The 23,913-nt window shown below is 46.0% G+C and carries 18 protein-coding genes; 7 read left to right on the plus strand and 11 right to left on the minus strand.

The genetic code is table 11. From position 1 onward, the window contains the following. Positions 1-33: 33 nt before the first annotated feature. Positions 34-897, minus strand: a complete 864-nt coding sequence (locus tag FJ444_RS00460; protein WP_140955949.1) for a DUF3025 domain-containing protein — start codon at positions 895-897, stop codon at positions 34-36. Between the two features lie 72 nt (positions 898-969). On the opposite strand from FJ444_RS00460, the gene FJ444_RS00465 reads away from it, so the two are divergent. Both FJ444_RS00465 and asnB read left to right on the plus strand, forming a co-directional pair. Further along, complete coding sequence (locus FJ444_RS00465; RefSeq protein WP_140955950.1) at positions 970-2,598, plus strand: M28 family metallopeptidase; 1,629 nt, start codon at positions 970-972, stop codon at positions 2,596-2,598. Positions 2,599-2,894: 296 nt separating this feature from the next. Continuing rightward, complete coding sequence (asnB, locus tag FJ444_RS00470; RefSeq protein WP_140955951.1) at positions 2,895-4,562, plus strand: asparagine synthase B; 1,668 nt, start codon at positions 2,895-2,897, stop codon at positions 4,560-4,562. 57 nt (positions 4,563-4,619) lie between these two features. On the opposite strand, the gene FJ444_RS00475 is transcribed toward asnB, so the two are convergent. Both FJ444_RS00475 and queE read right to left on the minus strand, forming a co-directional pair. After that, positions 4,620-5,510 (minus strand): amino acid ABC transporter substrate-binding protein, encoded by an 891-nt coding sequence (locus FJ444_RS00475; RefSeq protein ID WP_140955952.1) that lies wholly within the window; start codon positions 5,508-5,510, stop codon positions 4,620-4,622. A gap of 45 nt (positions 5,511-5,555) precedes the next feature. Beyond that, a complete protein-coding gene (gene queE / locus FJ444_RS00480; protein ID WP_140956439.1) occupies positions 5,556-6,203 on the minus strand; it encodes a 7-carboxy-7-deazaguanine synthase QueE in 648 nt (215 codons plus the stop codon). 115 nt (positions 6,204-6,318) lie between these two features. Here queE and queC point away from each other — a divergent pair, with 115 nt between their 5' ends. Then, a complete protein-coding gene (gene queC, locus FJ444_RS00485) occupies positions 6,319-6,978 on the plus strand; it encodes a 7-cyano-7-deazaguanine synthase QueC (RefSeq protein WP_140955953.1) in 660 nt (219 codons plus the stop codon). A 191-nt stretch (positions 6,979-7,169) separates the two neighbouring features. Here queC and FJ444_RS00490 read toward each other — a convergent pair whose 3' ends face one another. From FJ444_RS00490 to FJ444_RS00525, 8 genes are all read right to left on the minus strand, one after another. Further along, positions 7,170-8,099 carry a LysR family transcriptional regulator gene (locus FJ444_RS00490; RefSeq protein ID WP_140955954.1) on the minus strand — a complete coding sequence of 310 codons (930 nt, stop codon included), beginning with the start codon at positions 8,097-8,099 and terminating at the stop codon, positions 7,170-7,172. An 806-nt stretch (positions 8,100-8,905) separates the two neighbouring features. After that, entirely contained in the window at positions 8,906-10,573 is a 1,668-nt protein-coding gene (locus FJ444_RS00495; protein ID WP_140955955.1) for a sulfatase, read from the minus strand. A 59-nt stretch (positions 10,574-10,632) separates the two neighbouring features. After that, the gene (gene leuD, locus FJ444_RS00500) at positions 10,633-11,232 is read right to left on the minus strand and encodes a 3-isopropylmalate dehydratase small subunit (RefSeq protein ID WP_140955956.1); all 600 of its coding nucleotides are present in this window, start codon (positions 11,230-11,232) and stop codon (positions 10,633-10,635) included. Next, a complete protein-coding gene (gene leuC / locus FJ444_RS00505) occupies positions 11,229-12,641 on the minus strand; it encodes a 3-isopropylmalate dehydratase large subunit (RefSeq protein WP_140955957.1) in 1,413 nt (470 codons plus the stop codon). The genes leuD and leuC overlap by 4 nt, the downstream gene beginning before the upstream one ends. Before the next feature lie 33 nt (positions 12,642-12,674). Continuing rightward, entirely contained in the window at positions 12,675-13,589 is a 915-nt protein-coding gene (locus FJ444_RS00510; RefSeq protein WP_140955958.1) for a hydroxymethylglutaryl-CoA lyase, read from the minus strand. Continuing rightward, complete coding sequence (locus FJ444_RS00515) at positions 13,586-14,785, minus strand: CaiB/BaiF CoA-transferase family protein (protein ID WP_140955959.1); 1,200 nt, start codon at positions 14,783-14,785, stop codon at positions 13,586-13,588. Before FJ444_RS00515 ends, FJ444_RS00510 begins: the two co-directional genes overlap by 4 nt. A 40-nt stretch (positions 14,786-14,825) precedes the next feature. Further along, positions 14,826-16,505, minus strand: coding sequence for a GMC oxidoreductase (locus FJ444_RS00520; protein WP_140955960.1), 1,680 nt, complete (start codon positions 16,503-16,505; stop codon positions 14,826-14,828). Then, positions 16,502-17,032, minus strand: a complete 531-nt coding sequence (locus FJ444_RS00525; protein WP_140955961.1) for a gluconate 2-dehydrogenase subunit 3 family protein — start codon at positions 17,030-17,032, stop codon at positions 16,502-16,504. Before FJ444_RS00525 ends, FJ444_RS00520 begins: the two co-directional genes overlap by 4 nt. A gap of 297 nt (positions 17,033-17,329) precedes the next feature. Between FJ444_RS00525 and FJ444_RS00530 the strand changes: the two genes are divergently transcribed. The 4 genes from FJ444_RS00530 (at position 17,330) to FJ444_RS00545 (ending at position 23,908) form a co-directional block, all read left to right on the plus strand. Beyond that, on the plus strand, positions 17,330-19,459 hold the full coding sequence (locus FJ444_RS00530) for a TonB-dependent receptor (RefSeq protein WP_140955962.1): 2,130 nt from the start codon (positions 17,330-17,332) through the stop codon (positions 19,457-19,459). A gap of 117 nt (positions 19,460-19,576) precedes the next feature. Continuing rightward, on the plus strand, positions 19,577-20,581 hold the full coding sequence (locus FJ444_RS00535) for a LacI family DNA-binding transcriptional regulator (RefSeq protein ID WP_140955963.1): 1,005 nt from the start codon (positions 19,577-19,579) through the stop codon (positions 20,579-20,581). Positions 20,582-20,645: 64 nt separating this feature from the next. Beyond that, complete coding sequence (locus FJ444_RS00540) at positions 20,646-21,563, plus strand: sugar phosphate isomerase/epimerase (protein ID WP_140955964.1); 918 nt, start codon at positions 20,646-20,648, stop codon at positions 21,561-21,563. A gap of 284 nt (positions 21,564-21,847) precedes the next feature. After that, positions 21,848-23,908 carry a hydantoinase/oxoprolinase family protein gene (locus FJ444_RS00545; protein WP_140955965.1) on the plus strand — a complete coding sequence of 687 codons (2,061 nt, stop codon included), beginning with the start codon at positions 21,848-21,850 and terminating at the stop codon, positions 23,906-23,908. Positions 23,909-23,913 lie beyond the last annotated feature (5 nt).

Raw genomic sequence — 23,913 nt, forward strand, 5'->3', positions numbered from 1 at the left:
TTTTTTATTGCGGTTTTGGCTACGCCTGTGCGGTTATACCGGAATTAACGGTAGTTGCAATGTAGGCTTTGCGTTTGCCGACAGCGGCCTAAAATACTCAGTATTGGAATAAAAAGCATTGTTTTGCATTTCAAGCCAACCGGGGATCCCCAGCACGGGCAGTGGTTTTAGTATGTGTTTACTATGTAATCCGTCAAAGTGCACCAGCCGTTGTTCAAGCGAGTAATCTGCCATCTGATACTGTTGCTGCACTGAAACCTGCGTAAACTCGTCAGGCACTACCACCGCCAGCCATTTTGCCGTTAAGCCAATAAACGGATTAAGCAACATTTCGTAAATGGCATGCCCAAAAACAAGCGGATACACTCGCGAATACCAATCTTGCTGTAACTCACAAAATGCCCGCGTCCAATGGTGATGCGCCAATGCGTCAAGTAGCTGATTGCCTTGCTCAACAAAGGATGCCGGCACCGCCAGCACCACACCGCATTCGTCAAAATGCGTCAGCCTGTTTCGTCTTGGTGTTCTGGGATGCGCCCCAAACGTATTGATGTCGGCAATATGATATTGGTTTAAGCGCTGCTTGCTTGTTGGAAAAAGCGTCCAGATCATCGCATTGAACGCATCATGCCAACTGCCCTGCCGGGTGGGCACCTGCCCCGCTTCAGCAACAATGATTTCATAATACCGGGGGTCATGTTCAAACTGCTCAGCGTTAACAAATGCCGGCACTTCGCTCCCAGCCAGCGGCGAAAACTGCCTGGCTATCTGATTTAAAGTCGCAATGTCAGGTGCGTTTTTAGCATCTTGCAAAGAAAAATACGCAAACAAAGAGCGCAAAGGTAATGTGAGGGAAGCACTTTGGTTCAATGAATGGCTGACTGCGACGGATTTCATGCTGAATGATTGGTAGTTACGACTGATTTCTCTATACTGGGTCGCTATTGTAATGCAATAAGAGACAATAATATGAAAAAAATCGTCCTACCACTGGTGATGTCTGGCTGCGCACTGCTTACCGCCTGCTCACCCGCACCCCAGACAGAAAAGAACAACTTTGATGACGTATATGCGTCTATTACGCCGGAAAAAATTGCACCGCCACTGAAAACCCTGGCGTCTGACGAATTTGAAGGCCGTTTACCTACCACCGAAGGCGAGCGTAAAACGCTTGAATACCTCACCTCAGAATTCAAACGTATGGGTTTACAACCCGGAAATGGCGATAGCTATTTACAGGAAGTGGCCTTAATGGAAATCACCGCTGATCCCAATATGGTGATGACGATTGGCGATAATGAGTTTGTGTATAAAACAGATATGGTCGCGTCGTCAAAACGCGAGCAGTCTGTTGTGTCACTGGAAAATTCCGAGCTGGTATTTGTTGGTTACGGTGTTAATGCCCCGGAGTACGACTGGAACGATTATGAAGGCCTGGATGTCACCGGCAAAACCGTAGTCATTCTGGTAAACGACCCAGGTTTCGAAAACCCTGAAAGTGGTAAGTTCCAGGGCACCACCATGACCTATTACGGACGCTGGAGTTACAAATATGAAGAAGCCAGCCGCCAGGGTGCAGCGGGCGCTATTATCGTTCACGAAACCGCGCCAGCGTCTTATGGCTGGTCGGTGGTTGCCAATAGCTGGAGCGGCCCGCAGTACGGTCTGGTTAGCCCGGATCAAGGCGCGAGCCGCGTGGCTGTTGAAGGCTGGTTAACACTGGAAGCCGCTACCAAAGTGTTTGCTGATGCCGGGCTGGATTTTGCTACAGAAAAAGCCAATGCCATGCAAGGCCCCTATTCAAAAGCACTTGGTCAATCGATGACGGTAACCGTAAACAACACCTTTAAGGCATCTAAGAGCTACAACGTACTGGCTACGCTGCCTGGCACTGAAAAGCCGGATGAGCATGTAATTTACACCTCTCACTGGGACCACCTGGGTAAAGATGAAAGCCTGGATGGCGACCAAATCTACAATGGCGCCCACGATAACGCCACTGGCACAGCAGCCGCGTTGGTAATGGCAGAAGCCTTCACACAGCTAACTCCTGCCCCAAAACGCTCCATTTCGTTTTTGATTGTAACAGCGGAAGAACAAGGCTTACTGGGCTCAAAATACTATGCAGATAACCCGGTAATTCCATTAAACAAAACCGTTGCTAACATTAACATGGACGCCATGAACGTGTTGGGTAAAACCAAAGACGTGGCGGTCATTGGCATGGGTAAATCAGATCTGGAACAGGAACTCACTACCGCGGCCCAGCGTCAAGGGCGCGTGCTGACACAGGAAGACCGTCCTGAAGCGGGTTACTACTATCGCTCTGACCACTTCAGTTTTGCTAAAGCCGGCGTACCCGCATTATATGCCAAGGGCGGAAACGACCCGTTTGACGAAGCTACGGCACAATACCGCAAACACATGAAAGTAGTGGTAACCGGTTGCTATCACCAGGTATGTGACAAATTCCGCGATGGCTGGGATTTAAGCGGTATCTCTCAGGATACCCAGTTGCTCATGGAAGTGGGCTACATGGTAGCCAATAAAGCGGCGTGGCCAACCTGGAGTGAATCCAGCGAGTTTCAGCGTCCTTAATGTACGTTATGCGGTTATTCCCCACTGCGGGAATAGCCGCTCTCCTGCCTTGATCTTGCTACATCCCTGCTACATTCATGCTCCAATGCTACTAGCGGGGCGTTCCAGCCGCTTTTTTTATACTTAATAGCGAATTAATCAAAGATTAAGCTTGCATTTTTTACTCATGCTGGCACATTCAGTACTCGCGAGTGAAAAGGTTTATCCTGCAAAAAAATAATCCACCGCTGTATATCAAATCGAGCACCGACAGAAAACATTATCCTTTAACTATGTGACAAGAGAGAACGCTTCCTATGTGTGGTATTTTCGGTATCTTAGATATCAAAACCGATGTGTCTGAACTCAGAACCCAAGCACTTGAATTAACCAAAACGCTGCGTCACCGTGGCCCTGACTGGTCGGGTATCTGGAATAATGACAATACCATCTTATGTCACGAGCGTTTAGCTATCGTCGATGTCGACACTGGTGCACAACCGCTTATCAGCGATAATGGTCAGCAAATTCTGGCTGTTAACGGTGAAATCTACAACCACAAGCAGTTGGCCAAAGAACTGGCTACCCCGTATAACTTTAAAACCCGTTCTGACTGTGAAGTAATCCTTCCTTTATTCCAGCAACGCGGTGCAGAGTTTATTGACGATTTACAAGGCATGTTTGCCTTCGTTCTTTACGACGAAGCGCAGGATTCCTATCTGATTGCCCGTGATCATATTGGTATTATTCCGCTGTACACCGGTTACGATGAGCACGGTAATTTCTATGTAGCGTCAGAAATGAAAGCCCTGGCGCCTGTATGTAAAACTATCAGTGAATTTCCTCCGGGCCACTATATGTGGAGCAAAACCGGTGAATTAGTGAAGTATTACAAACGCGACTGGATGCAGTACGACGCCGTTAAAGACAACGAATCAAACATTGATGAGTTGCGCAAGGCGTTTGAAAAAGCAGTTAAGTCTCACCTGATGTCAGACGTACCTTACGCGGTATTGCTATCCGGTGGTCTGGACTCCTCACTGGTGTCGGCCGTAGCGGCTAAATACGTTGCCAAACGCGTAGAAGACGAAGACAGATCTGACGCCTGGTGGCCGCGTTTACACTCATTTGCGGTAGGCCTTGAAGGCGCGCCGGATTTGATTGCTGCCAAGAAAGTGGCAGACATGATTGGCACAGTGCATCACGAAATTCACTTCACCATTCAGGAAGGTCTGGATGCGATTCGCGATGTTATTTATCACCTGGAAACTTACGACACAACCACCATTCGTGCCGCTACCCCAATGTATCTGATGACCCGTAAAATCAAAGCTATGGGTATCAAAATGGTACTGTCAGGCGAAGGTTCAGATGAAATCTTTGGTGGTTATTTGTATTTCCACAAAGCGCCAAACGCCAAAGAATTCCATGAAGAAACAGTACGCAAATTGGATCGCCTGCACATGTTTGACTGCGCGCGCGCCAACAAGGCTACGTCGGCATGGGGTGTGGAAGCACGTGTTCCGTTCCTGGACAAAGAGTTCATGGACGTGGCAATGCGCCTGAATCCAAAAGATAAAATGTGTGGCAACGGCAAAATGGAAAAACACATTTTACGTGCTGCGTTCGACAATGGTGACACACTACCGCCTGAAGTACTGTGGCGCCAAAAAGAACAGTTTGGTGACGGCGTAGGTTACTCTTGGATTGATTCGATTAAAGACTTCGTTGCGAAGGAAGTAAGCGATCAACAGTTGGCCTCGGCTGAGTTCCGCTTCCCAATCAATACGCCTGATACCAAAGAAGGCTATTACTACCGCACCATCTTTGAAGGTTACTTCCCGCAAGAAACAGCAGCGCGCTGTGTACCGGGCGGTAAATCCATTGCGTGTAGCACAGTGGAAGCACTGGAATGGGATGCAAGCTTCAAGAACAACGCCGATCCGTCAGGCCGCTCTATGAAAGACGTTCACGGTAAAGCGTAAGCTTTATCAAATACAAAAAAACCAGCGAATTCGCTGGTTTTTTTTGCTTAATTTTTGTTACTGATTGGCTTCCGGCGTATGCTTTTCAGGGTCGAACCACAATGCCTCATCATCCAATGGTGTGCCCGGTGGCAATAATGGATTCTCCAGATGAAAGATCTTGCGATTACCAATGTCCATTTTTAGCAGTGCCTCGCGATGGTGGCTCACAAATATATTATCAAATGAGCCATCTTCCAGCGCACGTCTCAGTCCTGTTTCGATTAACCGGGCCATTGTAGGATTGGAGCGGTTAACGAAAAAGTACATTGCCGTTGGATAATGAATAATCAGATTTTTCTCTAAAACGATGTCGGGATCTAACGACGAATAACTCAACTCCCCCAATACTTCACTGATAGCACGTGGAAAGAAATCGCCCTGATGCATTGCCAGTCTGCTAAATGCCTCAGGAAAGTCACTGACTGTTTGCACGTTAAACCCGTTAGATTGCAGTATTTTGGTGTCTGGCCATTCCGCTCCCTGTAAAGGTGTAAACTTGGTAAGTGACTGAAAATCGGTTACCTGATCAAATCGGTCGATCATGCTTTGGTTAATTAAAAACACCCGCCAGCCTATGAGACCTTTGTGGATAGGAATGCGAATAGGCAACAATTCCTTTTCCCGCTGGGCATCGGTCATTACCCACAAGATATTGATTTCGCGGTTTTCTTTTAACTGCCGAATGGACTTGCCTTGCAACAAGATCCTTTCAGAAGGCGTAAGTGTATAGCGCACACCGGTTTTACTTAGCGCCAGTTTAAGCAACGTTAGAGGGTATTCGTGTCGCTGATCGTTTTCATCGATTGGCCGCGGGTAGTGAATTGACCAGTTGGCAGCCGACACCCACGCAGGCCACAACATAGCCCCGGCAGTGAACAGCCCTAGCGCTACTGATTTCAAGTTCATACCCTGTACCCGATTAACAACCCTGTTCCACAGCGTACCAAACATTCAGGCAATTCCCAGATATTTATGGGTTTGCAGCGACAAACGCCAGTTGCGCTCGATACAGGTTTTAATTGCCAGCTCAGTTGCCCTGGCCTGCTGACTGATTGGCTGTAAACACACTACTTTGTTGCCAAGCTCGATATTCTTTAGCAACGCATCCAGCTCATCAATGTGCTTTTGCATTGCAATAGGATGCTTTATCTCATTAGCGCGTTGAAGGGCGCTGGTTAGCACTTCATAGCCGCCTTTCATGTTGACCTTAGGCGATACCGTTACCCAGGTTTGCGGCGCGCACTTCACTTCAAACGTGCCACTGGTTTCAATTTGCGACGTATAACCGCGCTCATGCAACAACGTAGTTAACCCGGTGAGATCGTACATACAGGGCTCGCCACCGGTGATCACAACGTGTTTGGCGTGATACCCCTGTTGTTCAAACAAAGCCAGCAAACCTAAATCGGAGATACCAAAGAAACGTTCTGACTCTTCGCTTTTCCTGATCACTGCATCTACGCTGTCAATCAGGTTTTCATCGAGTACCCAGGTATGTTTGGTATCGCACCAGGGACAACCAACCGGACATCCTTGCAAGCGCACAAAGATTGCAGGTACGCCGGTGTACACCCCTTCGCCCTGAATGGTTTCGAACATTTCGTTAATATTGAGTACCTGATCTGTCAAATCTGTATTCCTGTCGTCTTGGTAGTTGGGATTTTAGCAGGGATAGCTTAAAATTCCGTTATGATTTCTATAATTATACTCCGTTATGTCTGAAAAAGTGATTGTGATCTATTCCGGTGGCATGGACAGTTTTACCGTGCTGAATAAAGCTATCGAAGAGGGCAAAACCCCTTATGCCCTGTCGTTTGACTATGGCCAACGCCATAAAAAAGAACTCGATTATGCGGCCAACGTCTGCAAAGAGCTGGGTATTTCCCACAAAATTGTAGACATCTCCGCAATTAATAGTTTGGTTGGCGGTTCGGCATTAACCGACGATATCGATGTGCCGGAAGGCCATTACGCCGAGCCCAGCATGAAGCAAACTGTAGTGCCAAACCGCAATATGATCCTGCTTTCGCTTGCGGTTGGTTATGCGGTAAGTATGGATGCCAACAAGGTATATTACGGCGCCCATACTGGCGATCACGCCATTTACCCCGATTGTCGCCCGGAATTTGTCGAGAAAATGAATGCGGTTTGCGCCATTGCCAACTACGAGGCCATTGAAATTGTTACGCCTTACCTGAAAGTCAGTAAGACGGCAATTTTAACGGATGGTCTGCGTATGGGGCTGGATTACAACAAAAGCTGGACCTGTTACAACGGACGTGAACTGGCCTGTGGAAAATGCGGCGCCTGTCAGGAACGTCTTGAAGCATTCCGTGACAACAATGCTACCGACCCACTTCAGTACGAAAGTTAATAACAATAAAAGACTGGCCAGGTAGTATGGAGTGATGGGGCAGTTATTGCTCCACACTGCTACCATACCTGGTTAGCTGACCCGTCAGTGCGGATAAATGGTAATTCGGCTTTGCTGGCGGTGACATAACCCTTAACCACTGCCAACAGGAAATTACAACAATGCTGCCGTGGCAGTAGCCTGATAACAGGCTACTTTTGACTTTCGGTAATAAAGTGGCTCAGTTCTTTAATGCAATAACGCAGCACAGGGTTGAGTCGGGTATTTTTGCCGTTCATTACAAATAATTCGTGGCTAAAGTTAAACATTTTACCGTTAGCAATGGGCACCAGTCCCAGTGCTACGCCCTGCTCTTTTGCCATGTAATCAGGCAGAATAGCAATGTACTCGCCCGTCATCATGGCAGACATAGCGGCGTCGAATGAATCGGAAAAGGTTTGAATTGCCAGGCGACTGTCGCCGTCGATGTAGTTAGCCGAAGACAAACCGGAGATCCCAATTGCTGGATAATTTTCAATCCGAACATTGTCGGGCAGTTTATCTACGTCGCGGAACTTGGCCAGCGGATGTGATGGCGCACAGTACAAGCGCCCCTTACAGGACGTACCAATGGTATGGAAAGTGACCGATTCCGGCTTCACCATATCATAAGTAGATACAACCAGGTGGCATTCACCTGAAAGCGCCACGTGCTCTACTTCGTTGTACAAGCGGGTTTGAATATTCACGTGAATATCATCAAACTTTTTCATGGTGCTTTTTACGGCACGACTCACAGCCAAGTGAATTGACAAAGGCAAGCCTGCCATCAGTACCAGCGTAATGTGACCTGAGTAATCGTCGTGCAGCGACTTCAGATTGAACACGAAGTTATCGAACGCATTAAAGATGCGCTTGGTTTCCTGAAATACCACTTCGCCTTCTTTGGTCATTTGAAAGCCACCACGACCTCGGTGACACAATACCAAATCCAGTCGTTCTTCCAGCTTTTTAATTGCCGCACTGATGTTAGGGCGTTGCATACGTAACACCGGCTCAGCAGCGGTAAATCCATTACAACTCGCTACGGCGTAAAACACCCGCAGCAGCTTAATATCTGACTCTTGCAATCGATTTAGCATGGTCGCACCATCTTTTGTTTTAGGTATAGTTATTGATACTCAAACCATAATAGGCAGAGAAACCAACATTTACAATCACAATTTGAACAGAATTTTTGTAAATTTTTGTTCCACTTAGCTCAGCGTAGTAAAAAGTCGTCACACATTAACGCAGACAAACGTATAAAGAGCCGCAATAATGTTACAAAATCAGGCAACTCATTTTGTTTTAGCAGCATGCGTATTCCCACTCTCATTGCGGCAATACTGGTTTTAATGAGTGCATGAGTAATACCCGGACACTGCTAGGAAACGGTGAACTTAAATATACAGCTGCATAGACAGGCGCCCATACTGCAGCACAAGCAACGCATTTAGCTAAATGAGACGTAACCGGCCATTGTAAGCTTGCCCGATAACACGGTAATCGAGCTGAGAGTTCAGGAAGACCACGAATACACGCTGGTTATTCAAACTATCGATGGCAAATTGAATAACGCTTATTAGTTGGATGGCAAAGAGGCAGCGTTTGATGAGCAGGCTAATCAGTGGTTTGCTGAGTATGTACCGATGATTGCGCAGGCTGTTCATTCAAAGTAGCACTTAATTGGATAAGTTCTGACCTGACGAAGTACAAATAAAGAACTCTATAAATTCTGACATTTCAGCTATTGGTAAAAAGCAGCCGTAGGGCACTTCAAGTGCCGATGGCTGCTTTAGTGTGAGTAGCGGACTTTTACAGACGTGGGACTCAACACCTGAGTTTTGTGGGAATTGTGCCTGATAGTAAGTACATCATTGTTGATTCACTCTCGCCATGGAATGCATTAGTGTTTTACAGCTTTATCCGTATTCTCCATATAGGGGAAGTAAAACTCACCTTTTCGCTGCTTTTCCAACTTGAGCGGTGTATCAGGAAATACTCCCATATAGACATCGGTTCGATTAGGTTCAACCAGCCACCATTCGGGAAATGGCGCAGCTTTAAGGCCATCCTTATTGCGTAGATTCATCCCCTCAGCCAGCTTTGCATTAAACGGTACTGACGGTTTGCTCCCATCTGCCGGCCTGAGGGCATTATAAAGCGCCTTGCGCAGGGGTAAAAGTTGTGACGCATATTTGGGATCTCTGATCAGATTACGCATTTCATTTGGGTCTGAATCCAAATCATAAAGTTCTTCGATATCCCAAACTCCGTGATATTGAATATACTTCAAATTATCTCTACGAATAGCAAAAGTGGTTGGTGTAGACGGGAACGACCATTCCCAATAATACTCGTAGACAAAATCGGGAGTATCCCAGTTTTCTTCATTGACTTTACCCGATGCTACCGGTAAAAAACTTTTACCTTCAAATTGCACAGGAGATGCCACGCCTGCTAAATCCAGAAAAGTCGGCGCTAAATCTAAATTTCTTACTACCGTATTTTTAATTTCCCCTTTCGGGAGTAGTCCGGGAGCGCTGATTACAAGCGGCACTCGTACTGAACCTTCATAAGCATTGCGTTTGTCTATCAGACCATGATCACCAATTAAAAAGCCGTTATCACTGTAAAATACAACCATTGTGTTGTCGATGAGATCGTTTTTTCTAAGATAATTCATCAATTCACCTAAACTTTCGTCAACGGCTGACAATGTTTCATAGTAATGTTTAATATACTCTTTCATGGTTAAGTCAGTGGCAAAAATAAAATCATTGCCATGCCAGCTGTTACGCTGATTATGAACCCACATCGGCTTATTCTTGGCGTCCTCTTCTGTCACTTCAGCAGAGTCTGGTAGTTTGAAATTTACATTATCATACTGACCTTTGTGCCTCTCAGCAGGTAAAGGATCTGAGTGAACAGCCTTATGACTTAAATACAAAAAAAATGGCTTTGATTTATCAATACCGCTTTCCAGCCAGTTCAATGCATAGCCAGTGAGTTCATCCGTTATGTAACCTTTCTGGTCAACATGTTGACCATCTACATTCAACTGATTTACCACACCCTGTTCTTGTAAATGGGGCGGAATATAATCGCTGGGATAGTAAGCGCCCTGCCCCGGAAAACTCACCCACTTATCAAATCCCTCTCTTGGCATATCCGAATGCTCACCCATATGCCACTTCCCAAAAAAGCCAGTTTGATAACCCGCACCCTGCAAGTATTTTGGGAAAAACACCAACCCTTCTTCTGAGGAGTTATTGTTGTCTACAATCTTATGATTTCGTGCTGTCATCCCCGTTAGAATAGTTGCCCGACTAGGCGAACAAAGTGAAGATGTAACAACTGCATTTGGAAAATAGACGCCACTTTCAGCGAGCTCATCTATGTTGGGAGTTTCAAGCTCGTCCTGTAAGAATCCCATACCGTCAAACCTGAGGTCATCGACCAACACAAAAATAATGTTTCTGGCACCGTCTGTTGACTCTGCTGAGACGATAGTGGCATTTATGAACAGCATAAAACCCACTGCATACGAGATTTTTTTAAAAAGTGAAGACATCTTAATATTGACCTTTTAGAAATGATTAATTGATGATGGTGTCCATTGACAAAGGTGAATCAGAAAATATTCTGTGACCTTGACTCAAACTCCTGAATCAGATTAATTTCAAGTAAGGTACGACCAATTTTATCGACACCTCCAATCAGATTATTCTTATGATGACTTTCTATATCGAAGGTATATGACTTACTTCCAACATGCAGCACCTGTTCAGGTAAGTCTAGTTTGAGTAACGTATCAGGCATACGCGAGACCAGGTCACCAATCTCGTCGATTGCAGCTGCAGGCAACGTTACAGGTAGAATTTGATTATTCAGGCAATTTGCCCTGAATATGTCGGCAAAACTTTTAGCCACAATAATGCGAATCCCGAAATCAGCAATCGCCCAAGGCGCATGTTCGCGACTGGAACCGCAACCAAAATTATCGCCGGTGACTAAAATCTCCGCCCCTCGATACTGCGCCTGATTAAGCACACAATCGGGATTCGGCACCGATTCCTCGCTATCAAGATATCGCCAGTCATGCAGTAAGTGTTTTCCAAATCCCTGGCGGGAGATTTCAGTTAAAAACTGCTTAGGAAGTAACTGATCGGTATCAATATTATCTTCTAATAGTGGAATTGCTTTCGCACTAACTACAGTGATTGCCTTCATATCGACTCTCCTACCGGTAACTGACGAACATCAACAAATTTTCCGTAAACAGCGGCAGCGGCAGCCATAGCCGGACTGACCAAATGAGTTCGAGCCCCCCTGCCCTGACGACCTTCAAAGTTTCGGTTGCTGGTAGAGGCGCATCGATCGCCGTCTTGCAGTAAATCGTCGTTCATGCCCAAACACATGGAACAACCGGGTAAGCGCCATTCAAATCCAGCGTTAATAAAAATCTGATCGAGGCCTTCCTGTTCAGCTTGTACCTTTACGCGATTAGAACCCGGTACAACAATAGCTGTTACTGCTGAGGACACTACTTTCCCCTTTACGACCAAGGCTGCTTCTCGTAAATCCTCTATCCGACTATTGGTACAAGAGCCAATAAAAACGTGAGAGACCGAAATATCGGTGGCCAGAGTATCAGGCGTCAGACCCATATATTGAAGAGCTTTATCGTTCGATATCCGAAGCGTGTCATCCATTGCAGAAGATGGATTTGGGACTGCTCCATCGACACCGATTACTTGACCGGGATTCGTCCCCCAGGTTAGTTGTGGGGCAAGGTCAGAGACCTCAATCGTAACAACTTTATCAAAGCTTGCGTCAGCATCAGACTGCAGTGAACGCCAGTAGGCCTTAGCTCGTTCAAAGTCTGCACCGGTCGGTGCATTCGCTTTACCAGCCAGGTACTCAAAGGTAGTCTCATCCGGTGCAATCATGCCTGCTTTTGCTCCGGCCTCAATGCTCATATTACACATTGTCATCCTGCCTTCCATCGACAGCGACTGCACCGCATCACCGGTATATTCGATCACATAGCCTGTAGCACCAGCTGAGCCAATCGCTCCGATAAGCGCCAGGATCAGGTCCTTAGCAGTGACGCCTTTAGACAATTGACCGTTAAACACCACTTTCATACTTTTAGCTTTCGACTGACGAATAGTTTGGGTAGCCAACACATGCTCGACGTCCGAAGTGCCTATACCAAATGCTAACGCTCCAAAGGCACCATGTGTGGCGGTATGAGAGTCACCGCATACCACTGTCATACCGGGATGAATTAATCCCATTTCGGGGGCCATTACATGCACAATACCCTGACTTTCATGACCTACCGGATACAATACAATGCCGTGTTCATTACAATTTTTTGCCAAGGTTCTCAGTTGCTGAGCGTTCTTTGGACCACATGCATCCAGAGAAAGCGAGCGTGTTGAAATACTGTGATCCATGGTAGCAATGGTTTTTTCGGGTCTTGCTACCTTGCGTCCTTTTTGGGCAAGTCCATCAAAGGCTTGCGGCGATGTCACTTCATGGATGAGGTGTCGGTCAATATACAACAATCCATCACCATCGATATCCGTGATGAAATGTGCATCCCACAATTTATCGTACAGTGTCTTACTCATCTTTCTGGTACTCTTTTGTATTCAATTAGTCGTCTATAATGCGATGCTGTGATTTTTCTTAAGCCAAGGCTTGGCGCGTCCTCCGGGAGAATTGCCGGTTAGCACAGAAACAAGATCAGAGGCTTTCAATAGCGCGGGCATATCTATTCCTGTCTGATATCCCATCTGTTCCACTAATAAAACGACATCTTCTGTAGCAACATTACCCGTCGCGCCGGGCGCAAAAGGACATCCTCCCAAACCACCTATTGAAGCATCAAACTGGCGTATCCCCGCCTCAATAGCGGCATAAACATTTGCTACGCCCATACCTCGGGTATCATGAAAATGACACGACAAATTATAAGCACCGACCTCATTCGCCAGCCGTCTCATTAACTTATACACTGCATCAGGATCTGCTGCGCCAATTGTGTCTGCAATCACAATTTTGCTTGCCCCGCCTTCCAGAAGTAAGGCACTTAATCGCAATACCTCATCTCCCGATACACGGCCTTCAAATGGACATTCCCACGCCGTAGCGACATAGGCTTGTACCGCCGACGCTCTCTCTTTTGAGAGTTCGAGAACAGACTGTGCCATCTCAAGGGCATACGCCGTCGTCATGCGAATATTTTTTTCGTTCATCGTTGAACTGGCAGCCAATACTAACGACATTAAGGGAACATTGAGATCTGCTCCATGCTTAAAACCCTTTGCATTTGGAATTAACGCGGAATAAACCACACCATCGGAATGATCCAATTGCTGAAACACTTCGTCGGTTCCAGCCATTGCGGGAACCGCTTTGGGTGAAACAAAAGCGCCCACCTCAATTGCAGGTAATCCCGCATCAACTAAAGCGTTAATGAGTAACAAGCGTTCATCAACTGACAAGTGTTTCGTCTGATTTTGGAGCCCATCACGTGGCCCTACGTCGTTAATCGTAATAATTTCCCTGGTCGTCATCGAATTGCTCCGATTTCACGCAACGTGGCAACTTGCTCTTTAGATAAGCCAGCAACTCGCATCAGGACTTCCTCGGTATGCTCGCCTACCTCAGGCGCGGCACTGAAGGATTCTTCGTTGGTACGGGAAAATTTGATCGGATTTCCAGGCCCTTTTGTCACATTGCCCTTCGAAGATGTGAGTTCTACCACCATATTGCGGTGCAGAACCTGCGCGTCGGACAACGCATCAGAGAATTTATTAACAGGGGCACATGGGATCCTTGCTTTTTCAAGCTTTTCAATCCAGTAAGCGGTGGCTTTCTGTGACAGAACATCATTGAGCTTATTTTCAATAAAGTCCCGCTGTGCCCAGCGGCCCGGCTGACCATCGAGTTCCGGAATGTCTAATTCAGGAATATTGACGACGCCTTTCAGGTTTTGCCAAAAATTATCGGTAATCACCGCGATCACTACAAAGCCATCTGCGGTTTTAAAGGTGTTATATGGCACATGAACAAAATGCGAGTTACCAATGGGCTCGGGGTTTTCTCCTGACAGGAAATACATAGTAGCCATATAATTGAGTAGCGATATCTGACAATCCAGCATCGATATATCAATATCCTGACCAAGACCACTACGTTCCCGCTCTAGCAAAGCGGCTTGGATCCCCATCACCGCAAACATACCACCGCCAAGATCGCCAATAGGAATACCGGCCCTAACCGGGCTTTCCGGATCCATCCCGGTAATCGACATACCACCACCGGTCGCCTGCGCCACCTGATCAAAAGCCGGCCGTTTAAAGTTTGGTCCATTGCTGCCAAACCCGGTAATAGAGCAACAAATAATGCGAGGATTAATGGCTTTCAAATGCTCGTGGTCAATTTTTAACTTAGCTGGAACGCCCGCACCAAAGTTGTTGACCACCACATCTGCAGCTTTTACCAGTTCGTAAAATACTGCCAGTCCGTCTTCAAACTTTAAATCAATACAGACACTTTGCTTGTTTCTGTTTAGCGTTATGAAGTAGGCCCCCATCCCATCCAGAGAGTTTTTCGGATCAGTTGCCAGTAACTTTCGTGTACCTTCGCCCTGAGGCGGCTCTACTTTAATCGTTTCGGCACCTAAATCAGCCAGAATCATGCCGCAGTAAGGGCCCGATAGCATATGCGTCAGGTCGAGAATTTTAATGCCATTTAAAGGTTTACTCATGGTGATCTCTAATTTTTAATAACAAGGGTTAATCTAATCATTACAACTGTCCGTTTTTGACTTTATTCGCTGCATAGGCAGCCGCTCTGGCGGTAAATGCCATATAAGTTAAAGACGGGTTTTGGTTGGCTGACGAGCTCATTGCTGCGCCATCGGTTATAAATAAATTGGGGATATCGTGGGTTTGATTCCATTTATTCACCACGGAGGTGCGCGCATCGCTACCCATTCGTGCGCCTCCCATCTCATGAACCGCGCTGCCCGCATTTTCCGGTTCATCAAAAGAGGCCAGTATCTCGCTTTTCGTCAGGCCAAGCATTGCACGTGCTTGCTGTGCGGCATCCTTAAGAAGTTTATGTTCGTTGTCGCCGTGTTTGAGTGAAATATCAAGGAGTGGCAACCCCCATTTATCCTTCTTATCAGCAAGACGAATACGATTACTGGCTACCGGAAGACTTTCCGCAAAAGCAACCATTAGTAGACGCCATTCACCTTGCTTCGACAGCTTATTCTTTAGTTTTTCGCCGGTACCGGCTTCATGGGCACCGCGTTTCCAGTTAGCTCTGAATCCAACCCCCTGGTAACTGTAACCACGAAGAAACTGTTCTGACGCCGTATTGATATTTCTGAATCTGGGAATAATAAAATTAGAAGGACGATTACCAAAATAGCTGCGATCGTTCAGTTCATCGATACTTGCAGCGACAGACAATGTTGTCGCATGGTCCATAATATATTTGCCCAACGTGCCGCTGGAATTTGCCAGACCGTTTGGGAAAGTGTCATTTTGGGAACGCAAAAGAATGCCAACACTGTTAAACGCCGACGCATTCAAAAATACGATTTTTGAAGTAAATTGCTCTCGTTTACCAGTAATGGCGTTAATACATGATATACCCGACACCTTTTTTGCTGTTGGGTCATAATTTACCTTTTCGACAATCGTATCAGTCAATAACGTGAGTCGACCGGTTTTTCGTGCAGCCGGCAAGGTAGAACTTTGCGTTGAAAAATAAGCGCCAAAACTACAGCCCCGATGACAGATATAGCGATACTGGCAAGGTGCCCGCCCCTCTTTTGGAAGCGTGAGATTAGCGGAGCGACCAGGAATCAACCGCCGATCGTCATAGGAACTTGCAATTCTGTCTGCCAATAGCTGTTCAATCGCACTCAACGGCATATGCGGTTGGAAAATACCGTCAGGGAGTTGTATCAACTCTTCCTTTGTTCCGTTAACGCCAATGAAAGATTCAACATGATCATACCAGGGCTTGAGATCTGCATATCGTACAGGCCAATCAGTGCCATATCCGTCTTTAGCATTAGCCGAGAAATCAATATCGCTCCATCGGTAACATTGCCTGCCCCAGGTTAAAGACCGACCGCCAAGCTGATAGCCTCTGCGCCACTGAAATGGCTTTTCTAACGTTGTTTGATAGGGATGGTCAGAATCTTTAACAAAATGATGCATTGACCATTCATCAAAGTTAGTACCTTTGCTTTGAACGGCATAATCTGCTGCCAGCATTTCAGGATTATTAAAGCCTTTAAAGGGCATTTCCCACGGCGACTTCATTTCATTTTTGTAATCAACGCGATGCTCAACAGCAGGACCGCGTTCAACCATCAATACAGTAAGTCCTCGCTCGGTTAATTCTTTGGCTGCCCAGCCACCAGAAATACCAGAACCTACTACAATTGCGTCGTAATCATTTTTCATGTGAACCACACTGCTAACCAATCGTTATACATCGCCGGCGTTGCTTCGGCTATTGAGATATCCGGACGCCATTGCCCAGGTACGGGGTGATAGGACAAAGTTCCTGAAGCTCCAATCTCAGAACTGAAATACAGACTCAGCAAACCGTTTTTTAAAAGAAGCCAGTGTTGGGACTCAAGCTTATCAGGGCTGTTGTAACAGCACTCATCAAACTCAGACAAAACAGCACGCTGTTGTGCCAGTGTCAGCTCAGAATATTTGTTGCCTTTAAATGAATCCAAACTGTGTTTAACCACAGCAATAGAATTCTCCGTTAGACCGAGCCACCCTACTTTGACTAAATCCTTGAGCAACTTCGATGGTTGTATTTTAAGCGCCCCGGGGATCAGCGCTTCGGCGACACAACATATAAACGCATCATTTTCATTTTTTTCAACCACGCTAAAAGTATCCATGGATACCACCAGCGGCAGCGCTGCTAATAGCTTTACCAGCGTGCGTCGCTGAAGTAATTTCGCGTTTTGCATAACTGTAAACCCACTTCTTTGCCAAAATGATTTTTTTACTTTTACTTAATTTAGAGATAAATGTAAAGCTTTACATTGACGCATCAAAACAGTGCAATTGCACTAAAATCAAACAAAAACACTCGCTAAAAATCAATTTCCAACAAAACTAGATATATAACAAAAACAACCATAAAAACTTAAATCATTGTTTTATATTAAATTTAAAAATTATCTTCAGCATAAGATAAAAATGGTTTTATTTTTGAATGATATTATGTAAACGTTATCATAAATAACCAAGTGGAGTTAGAAACTATGTTCATTAATGTCAACCGACAAATGTCGACGCTAGCAGTAGCTATATCCCTAGCACTACTTCCTCACGCAGCCCAGTCACAAACGACTGAAATGCCGAAAGAAGATAATGGGACTATTGAGAAAATTCAGGTTACCGCGACAAAGCGAGCTACCGAAGAGCAAACCACAGGTATCGCTATGGTGGTACTCGATGATAAAGCGTTGAAAGACTCGGGCGTAACTGAGCTTAACGACTTAGCCAACGTCGCCCCAACATTGAACATTGCTCAGAATAACGACAACACCCTCATCACCATACGTGGCGTATCTAGCCGCGATTACTCTGAAACGGGTGATCCTGCAGTTGCGGTCAGTATTGACAACTTTTACCTCCAGGACTCCAAAGGCCTTAATGCGGCAATTTTTGATATCCAACAAGTGGAAGTATTGCGCGGACCTCAAGGCACTCTGCATGGAAGAAATGCAACAGCCGGCGCGGTCAACATGATTACAGCAAAACCAACATTCGCCAAAGAATACCGGGCAAGTGTTGATGTTGGTAATTATGACACCGTTGATACCGAGTTAATGGCAAATATCCCCGTTAATGATGAACTTGCTGTGCGTGTTGCAGGTATCTTCCGTGACACTGATGGCTATCGCGATAACGGATTAGCTGAAAACGGCGATGCAAAACAAGAAATGGCCGGCCGTATACATGTTAGATACGAACCAAGTGAAGATTTTTCTGCCTTATTAACTGCTGAACTTGTTGATGTCGATGGCACAGGCTCAGTACTCAAAGGTATTTCCTATGAAGACATCAATAGTGATGGTACTTTGCAGTTAGGTGACGATAAAAAATGGGACCTCAATAATCAGGGCGTCCTGAATATTAAAACGCAAACGTTCCGTTGGGAGTTTAACTATAACCTTAACGACTATACAGTGAGTTATTTAGGTGGTAACCGGAACCTGGAGTTTGATCGCAATAACGACCAGGACGGCGGAACAAACGCCGGTTGGGGATTTAAACAAGGTTCAGAAGTCGACACAGTCAATCATGAAGTTCGTTTAACGTCTAACTTAAATGGCCCTTTTAACTTCCAAACAGGATTATATTATTTTGACCAAGAAGGCAAAGGACCAGCTTATTTCCAACTTGATGTCGGTGCCGATGAACCTCTTGATATCTATACCTTTGATTATGTTACAACCTCTGAATCAAAGGCCGTTTTCCTCCAGTCTACGTTTGATATTACGGACGATCTAATGTTCGAATCAGGTATTCGTTATACCGATGATAAAAAAACACAAACGGGTCAGGCTGATGTCGGTACGGGCACTTTCTCACAAGTTGATAATGCATTTTCCGATGATGAAGTTACCTGGCACCTGGGATTAAACTGGACACAGTCTGATGATCACTTCTTTTACGCCAAAATAGACCGTGGCTACAAGGCGGGTGGATTCAAAGATACCTCATCATATACCTCAGAAGAGATTTTGGCTTATGAAGTCGGCTCTAAGAGTTTCCTGCTCGATAACACCATGCAGTTGAATTCAAGTGTTTTCTACTATGACTACACTGACTTACAGGTGCAACAGACCAACCCTGACACAGGCGTAGCACAGGTATATAACGCAGGTGAAGCCAGCATTTATGGTGCTGAGCTAGACATGAAATACCGTCCTACCAAGCAGGATAATGTCACACTCAACTTATCTTTGCTGAAAGCAGAGTATGATGATTTTTGCACAGTTAGCTCTTCTACCTGTCCTTCTGAAAACGATTACAGCGGCAATGAACTACCACAGGCTCCGTCTTTTGCAGCGGCCTTTGGATATTCACATGATTTCGTGTTTGAAAACTCTCTGTTGACTGCAAAATTTCAAACACGATACCAAGGTGAAAACTACTTTAGTTATCGAAACATCGCTACGGAATATCAGGAAGCTTACACAAAATCAGATCTTATTCTGAAGTACTCTATCGACGGCTCGGCCTTTGAATACAGTGCCTATGTCCGCAATATCGAGGATCAGAAAATTCTGACATTGTCGGAAGAAGCAGGCTACGCTGGCGGATATCTTGTGCAATTTGCAGCACCACGAACCTTTGGCGTAAAAGTCACCTACGAGTATTAATTTTAGTAATTTAGATACCAGAATGTAAACGTTTGTTGGAAATCTGAAATATGCGCTTTTTATTCTGAATCAGGATGATTAACATAGGCAGATCTCCAACAAAACAGGTAATAGCCGGTGGCTAATATTAAGGATATAGCTGAACACGCGGGAGTGTCCATTGCGACGGTTTCCAGAACCCTGAGAGAACCGCACAAGGTAAAACCCGAAACTGCCAAGAAAGTCATGGAAGCAGTAGACTCGTTGTCTTATAGAACGAACATGCTGGCAAGTGGCTTAAGAACACAACGTTCTGACTCAGTCATCGTGGCGGTACCAGATATTTCCAACCCGTTTACTTCTGGATTTGTACAGGGCATTGAAAATATAGCGCGTGAAAATGGCATCAAGGTGATGCTTGGTATTACAGAAGGTAAACAGGAACTACTCGACCGGCATTACGCCATGGTCGCAGGTAAACAGGCTGATGGCATGATTATTCTCGATACGAATATCCCGGGCCCGGTGAAGCACTTAGATGTGCAAACGTCACCTACACCGGTCATATTAGCTTGTGAATATAATAGCAACGCGCAATTACCGCGCGTACGGTTTGACAATATCGAAGCTGCTGCACTGGCAGCAGATCATATTGCTAAACTGGGCCATACCAAAGTTGCCTGTGTAGGTGGTGTAGCCTCACTCCAAATGAGCAGAGACCGCCAAAAAGGGTTTCGGTTGGGGTTGAGAAGACAAGGGATCATAATCAACGAAACACTTTTTGTTGAAGGTGGTTATACCCTTGAGTCGGGCGCTAAGGCAACCAAATACCTGTTATCTCTGGATATTCCATTTACAGCCATCTTGTGCGAAAACGATGAAATGGCGATAGGAGTCATTCATACACTGGCGAAAGCAGGAATTAGAGTTCCTGAAGATGTCAGCGTTACTGGAATGGATAATTTGCGTTATGCAGAATATGCCAATCCAGGACTTACTTCTGTCGCTCTTCCCTCTTCGTTAGTGGGCGAACAAGCGATGCGGTTGATGTTAGATTATTACATTGATCCGGCATCTTCAGTACGAGAAGTCGTATTGGGTCATGAACTTGTCATCCGCAACAGCACCGCGCATATAAATTAATGCCCCTAAACCAACAACCGGACTGACCACTTGTAAGTTAGTTCGTTGGAGTTAGGAGTTAACCTTGAAACGTCGAGAATTTATCAAGGCATTATCATGCTTGGCGGCGGCGTCTTACGCTGCCCCCTCAATGGCCTTAGGACGTGAATACTATTCAAAACCTGGCCTGCAACTATTTACCGTCATGAAGTTGCTGGATGCGGATTTTAGCGGCACTTTACAAAAAGTATCTGAAATCGGATATCGCAAAGTAGAGACCATGGGCTCATTTAACCTGGAACCTACTCAGTTAAAAGCGCAACTAGACGAATTTGGCCTGAAAACGTATTCCCAGCATCTGATGCCTGGAAATTTATATGAATCGTTCTCAAAGTATAACCGCGGCCTTATCAGTTGGGATGAAATCATTAAGATATTCATCGCAGCATTTGATTTTAACCGGGTCGACGCATTCGTAAGCGAAGCTATAGAACGCGCGCAAGTTTTAGGTCAAAAATACATAGTCTGGCAGCTTAACTGGCAAGAATCCTATGGTTTAGCCGAAGTTAAACAACACATCAAAGCGTTTCATCTTGCCGGAGAACTCTGTGCGCAAGCAGGGATGAAGTTTGCCCTGCACAACCATAATCATGAATTTGCGCCGCTTGATAACAGCACTGCATACGACCTGATGGTGCAGGAAACTAACCCAGACCATGTGAAACTTCAAATGGATTTCATGTGGGCAAGTTTTGCTGGTGTTGATCCTGTGAAATACCTTGAGCGATACCCTACCAGATACCGCCTTGTGCATCTTAAAGACCACGATAAAAAGGGAAAAATCGTTTTGCCTGGTCATGGCGTTGAAGACTTTGGGCGCTTATTAAAAGCCAGCCAAATAGCCGGCGTTGAACATGCTTATTTCGAGTTTGATCAACCAGTCAAACCTTTAGAAGAAATAACCCAAGCTTACGACTTTCTATCTAAGGTCCCACGCCGGTAACCGAATGCGTCAGGTAGTTCAACCTGCATAGCACCGTATTGCTATCGCAAACACGTTAACTACCTGACCACCTGCGGTTATTGCCGTTATAAAAACTGTAAATCACCGGTTTGATTCTCAATTTCAGACCGGAGGGCACTGCTGTGCCCGAATTTAGGCACGAGCATGAAATAACCGATGAAAGCGATGCCTCACGGCAACGCTTGAAGGAAAGTAATTCGCTTTTATTTGAAACGGGTATAACCCAAAACACTCTGCATTAGCACAGAGGCAAGGAGACAATTATGGCTTACCGATTAGGTGTAGATGTAGGGGGAACCTTCACGGACCTCCTTTTAATAAACGAAGAAACCGGTGAGAAGTTCACCGCTAAGGTACCTTCAACCCCGCAGGACTCCTCTATTGGTGTTCTCAATGGGGTAAATCGAATCTGTGAGGAATCTGGCGTTGATCCTAAGAAAATAAAACGCGTAATGCACGGAACAACCGTAGCAACCAATGCGGTTTTAACCGGCAAAGGCGCTAATGTTGGTCTGGTGACCACAGCAGGATACGAACAGATATTGCAGGTAGCACGTTCTTATTGCCCTGGCGGTCTGGGTGGCTGGGTTAACTATGTCAAACGCCCATTGTTGGCGCCGCTCACTAATACCATTGGTGCAACGGGCCGTATTGATGCCAAAGGTAACATCGTCACTGAACTGGATACCGATAAGTTGCGTCAGGATCTTATCAGGCTGAAAGCAAAAACGTCGTTGGAAGCACTTACTATTTGCTTTATCAACTCTTACATTAACCCAGCCCAGGAACAACAGGCGCGTGACATTGCGGCGGAAATTTTTACCGAGATTCCGATTTCCATATCCAGTGAAGTAGTGCCGGAAATGCAGGAGTATGAGCGCACAGAAACCACGGTAGTGAATTCTTTTGTTCGCCCTGAAGTGTCGCGCTATGTACACAATCTGAGCCAGTCTCTTGAAGAGAAAATGGGGAAAGACGTTCAACTGTCTATATTACGTTCTGATGGCGGCCTCGCCTCAACAAGAAGTGCCGCAGACTCACCGGTTAACCTGCTAATGTCAGGCCCGGCTGGCGGCGTTGCCGGTGCAACCTATTTTTGTAGTCGCGCCGGATACAACGATATTCTGACCTTTGATATGGGCGGCACCTCAACAGACGTTGCGTTGATTCAGGATGCTAAAGCCATGGTGCGCCGCGAGACTATCGTGGGTGATGTGCGTGTGCGCGCTCCATCAGTTGATATTCGTACGGTTGGGGCTGGTGGTGGCTCAATTGCGTTTGTTCCCGAATTAACCAAAGCGTTGCGAGTGGGTCCTGAGTCCGCTGGCGCGGTGCCCGGCCCTGCCTGTTATTTAAAAGGTGGTGAAGAACCCACAGTCTGTGATGCAAACGTGGTGTTGGGTTACCTGCCCTCCGATGCGCAACTTGGCGGCAAGATGACAATAAGTCGCGAAGCCTCTGAAAAAGCAGTTAAAAAAGTAGCTGATGCCATGGGCATTGACATTATGACGGCTGCTGAAGGGATCATTGAGATTGTTAACGAAGCCATGTTTGGCGCACTGCGTTTGGTTTCTGTTGAACAAGGCTATGACCCACGTAACTTTGCCTTAGTAGGTTTTGGCGGTGCCGGTCCACTACATGCTAATGCACTGGGGATTTTATCCAACGCCTGGCCAGTAATTGTGCCGCCGGGCCCCGGTGTACTGTGCGCCTATGGTGATGCGACTACGCAAGTACAGGATGAAGCATCGCGAACTTACCTGACACAGGCATCATCGCTGGATAAAGCCACGCTTCTGAGCGATCTGACAGCGCTGAAAGATAAAGCCAGTGAAACCTTACTGGCAGATGATATTCCGGTTGAGCAGCATGAAGTAACCTATCAGGCCGATCTGCGTTATGTGGGTCAGGCGTTCCAGATTACAGTCAACTTTACTGAAGCTGAACTGCAATCGCAGGGCGTTAGCCTACTCACTGAGCAGTTCGATAAAGAACACGAACAGTTGTTTAGTTTCAAGCTGGAAGATGGTCACGAAATTCTCATGATCCGTGCGGTGTCTAAAGTGAAAAGTCAGTCATTGGAAATTGTAAGCAACGCCAACAGCGCCAATACCCTGGCAGACTGTAAGATTTCTGATACGCGCTTTTACTACAGCGGCCAATGGCATGACGCGGTGATTTACAATCGCGCAATGCTTCACGAAAACCTCATTGTGGTAGGTCCTGCCATTATCAGTGAAATGGACTCAACCACGGTCATTCTGCCAGACCATCAGGCTAAAACCGATGCCGTTGGTAACTTATTGATCACCCCTGTTGAGTAGGAGAG

The organism is Aestuariibacter sp. GS-14 (assembly GCF_006494365.1).
GTDB lineage: Bacteria > Pseudomonadota > Gammaproteobacteria > Enterobacterales > Alteromonadaceae > Alteromonas > Alteromonas mangrovi.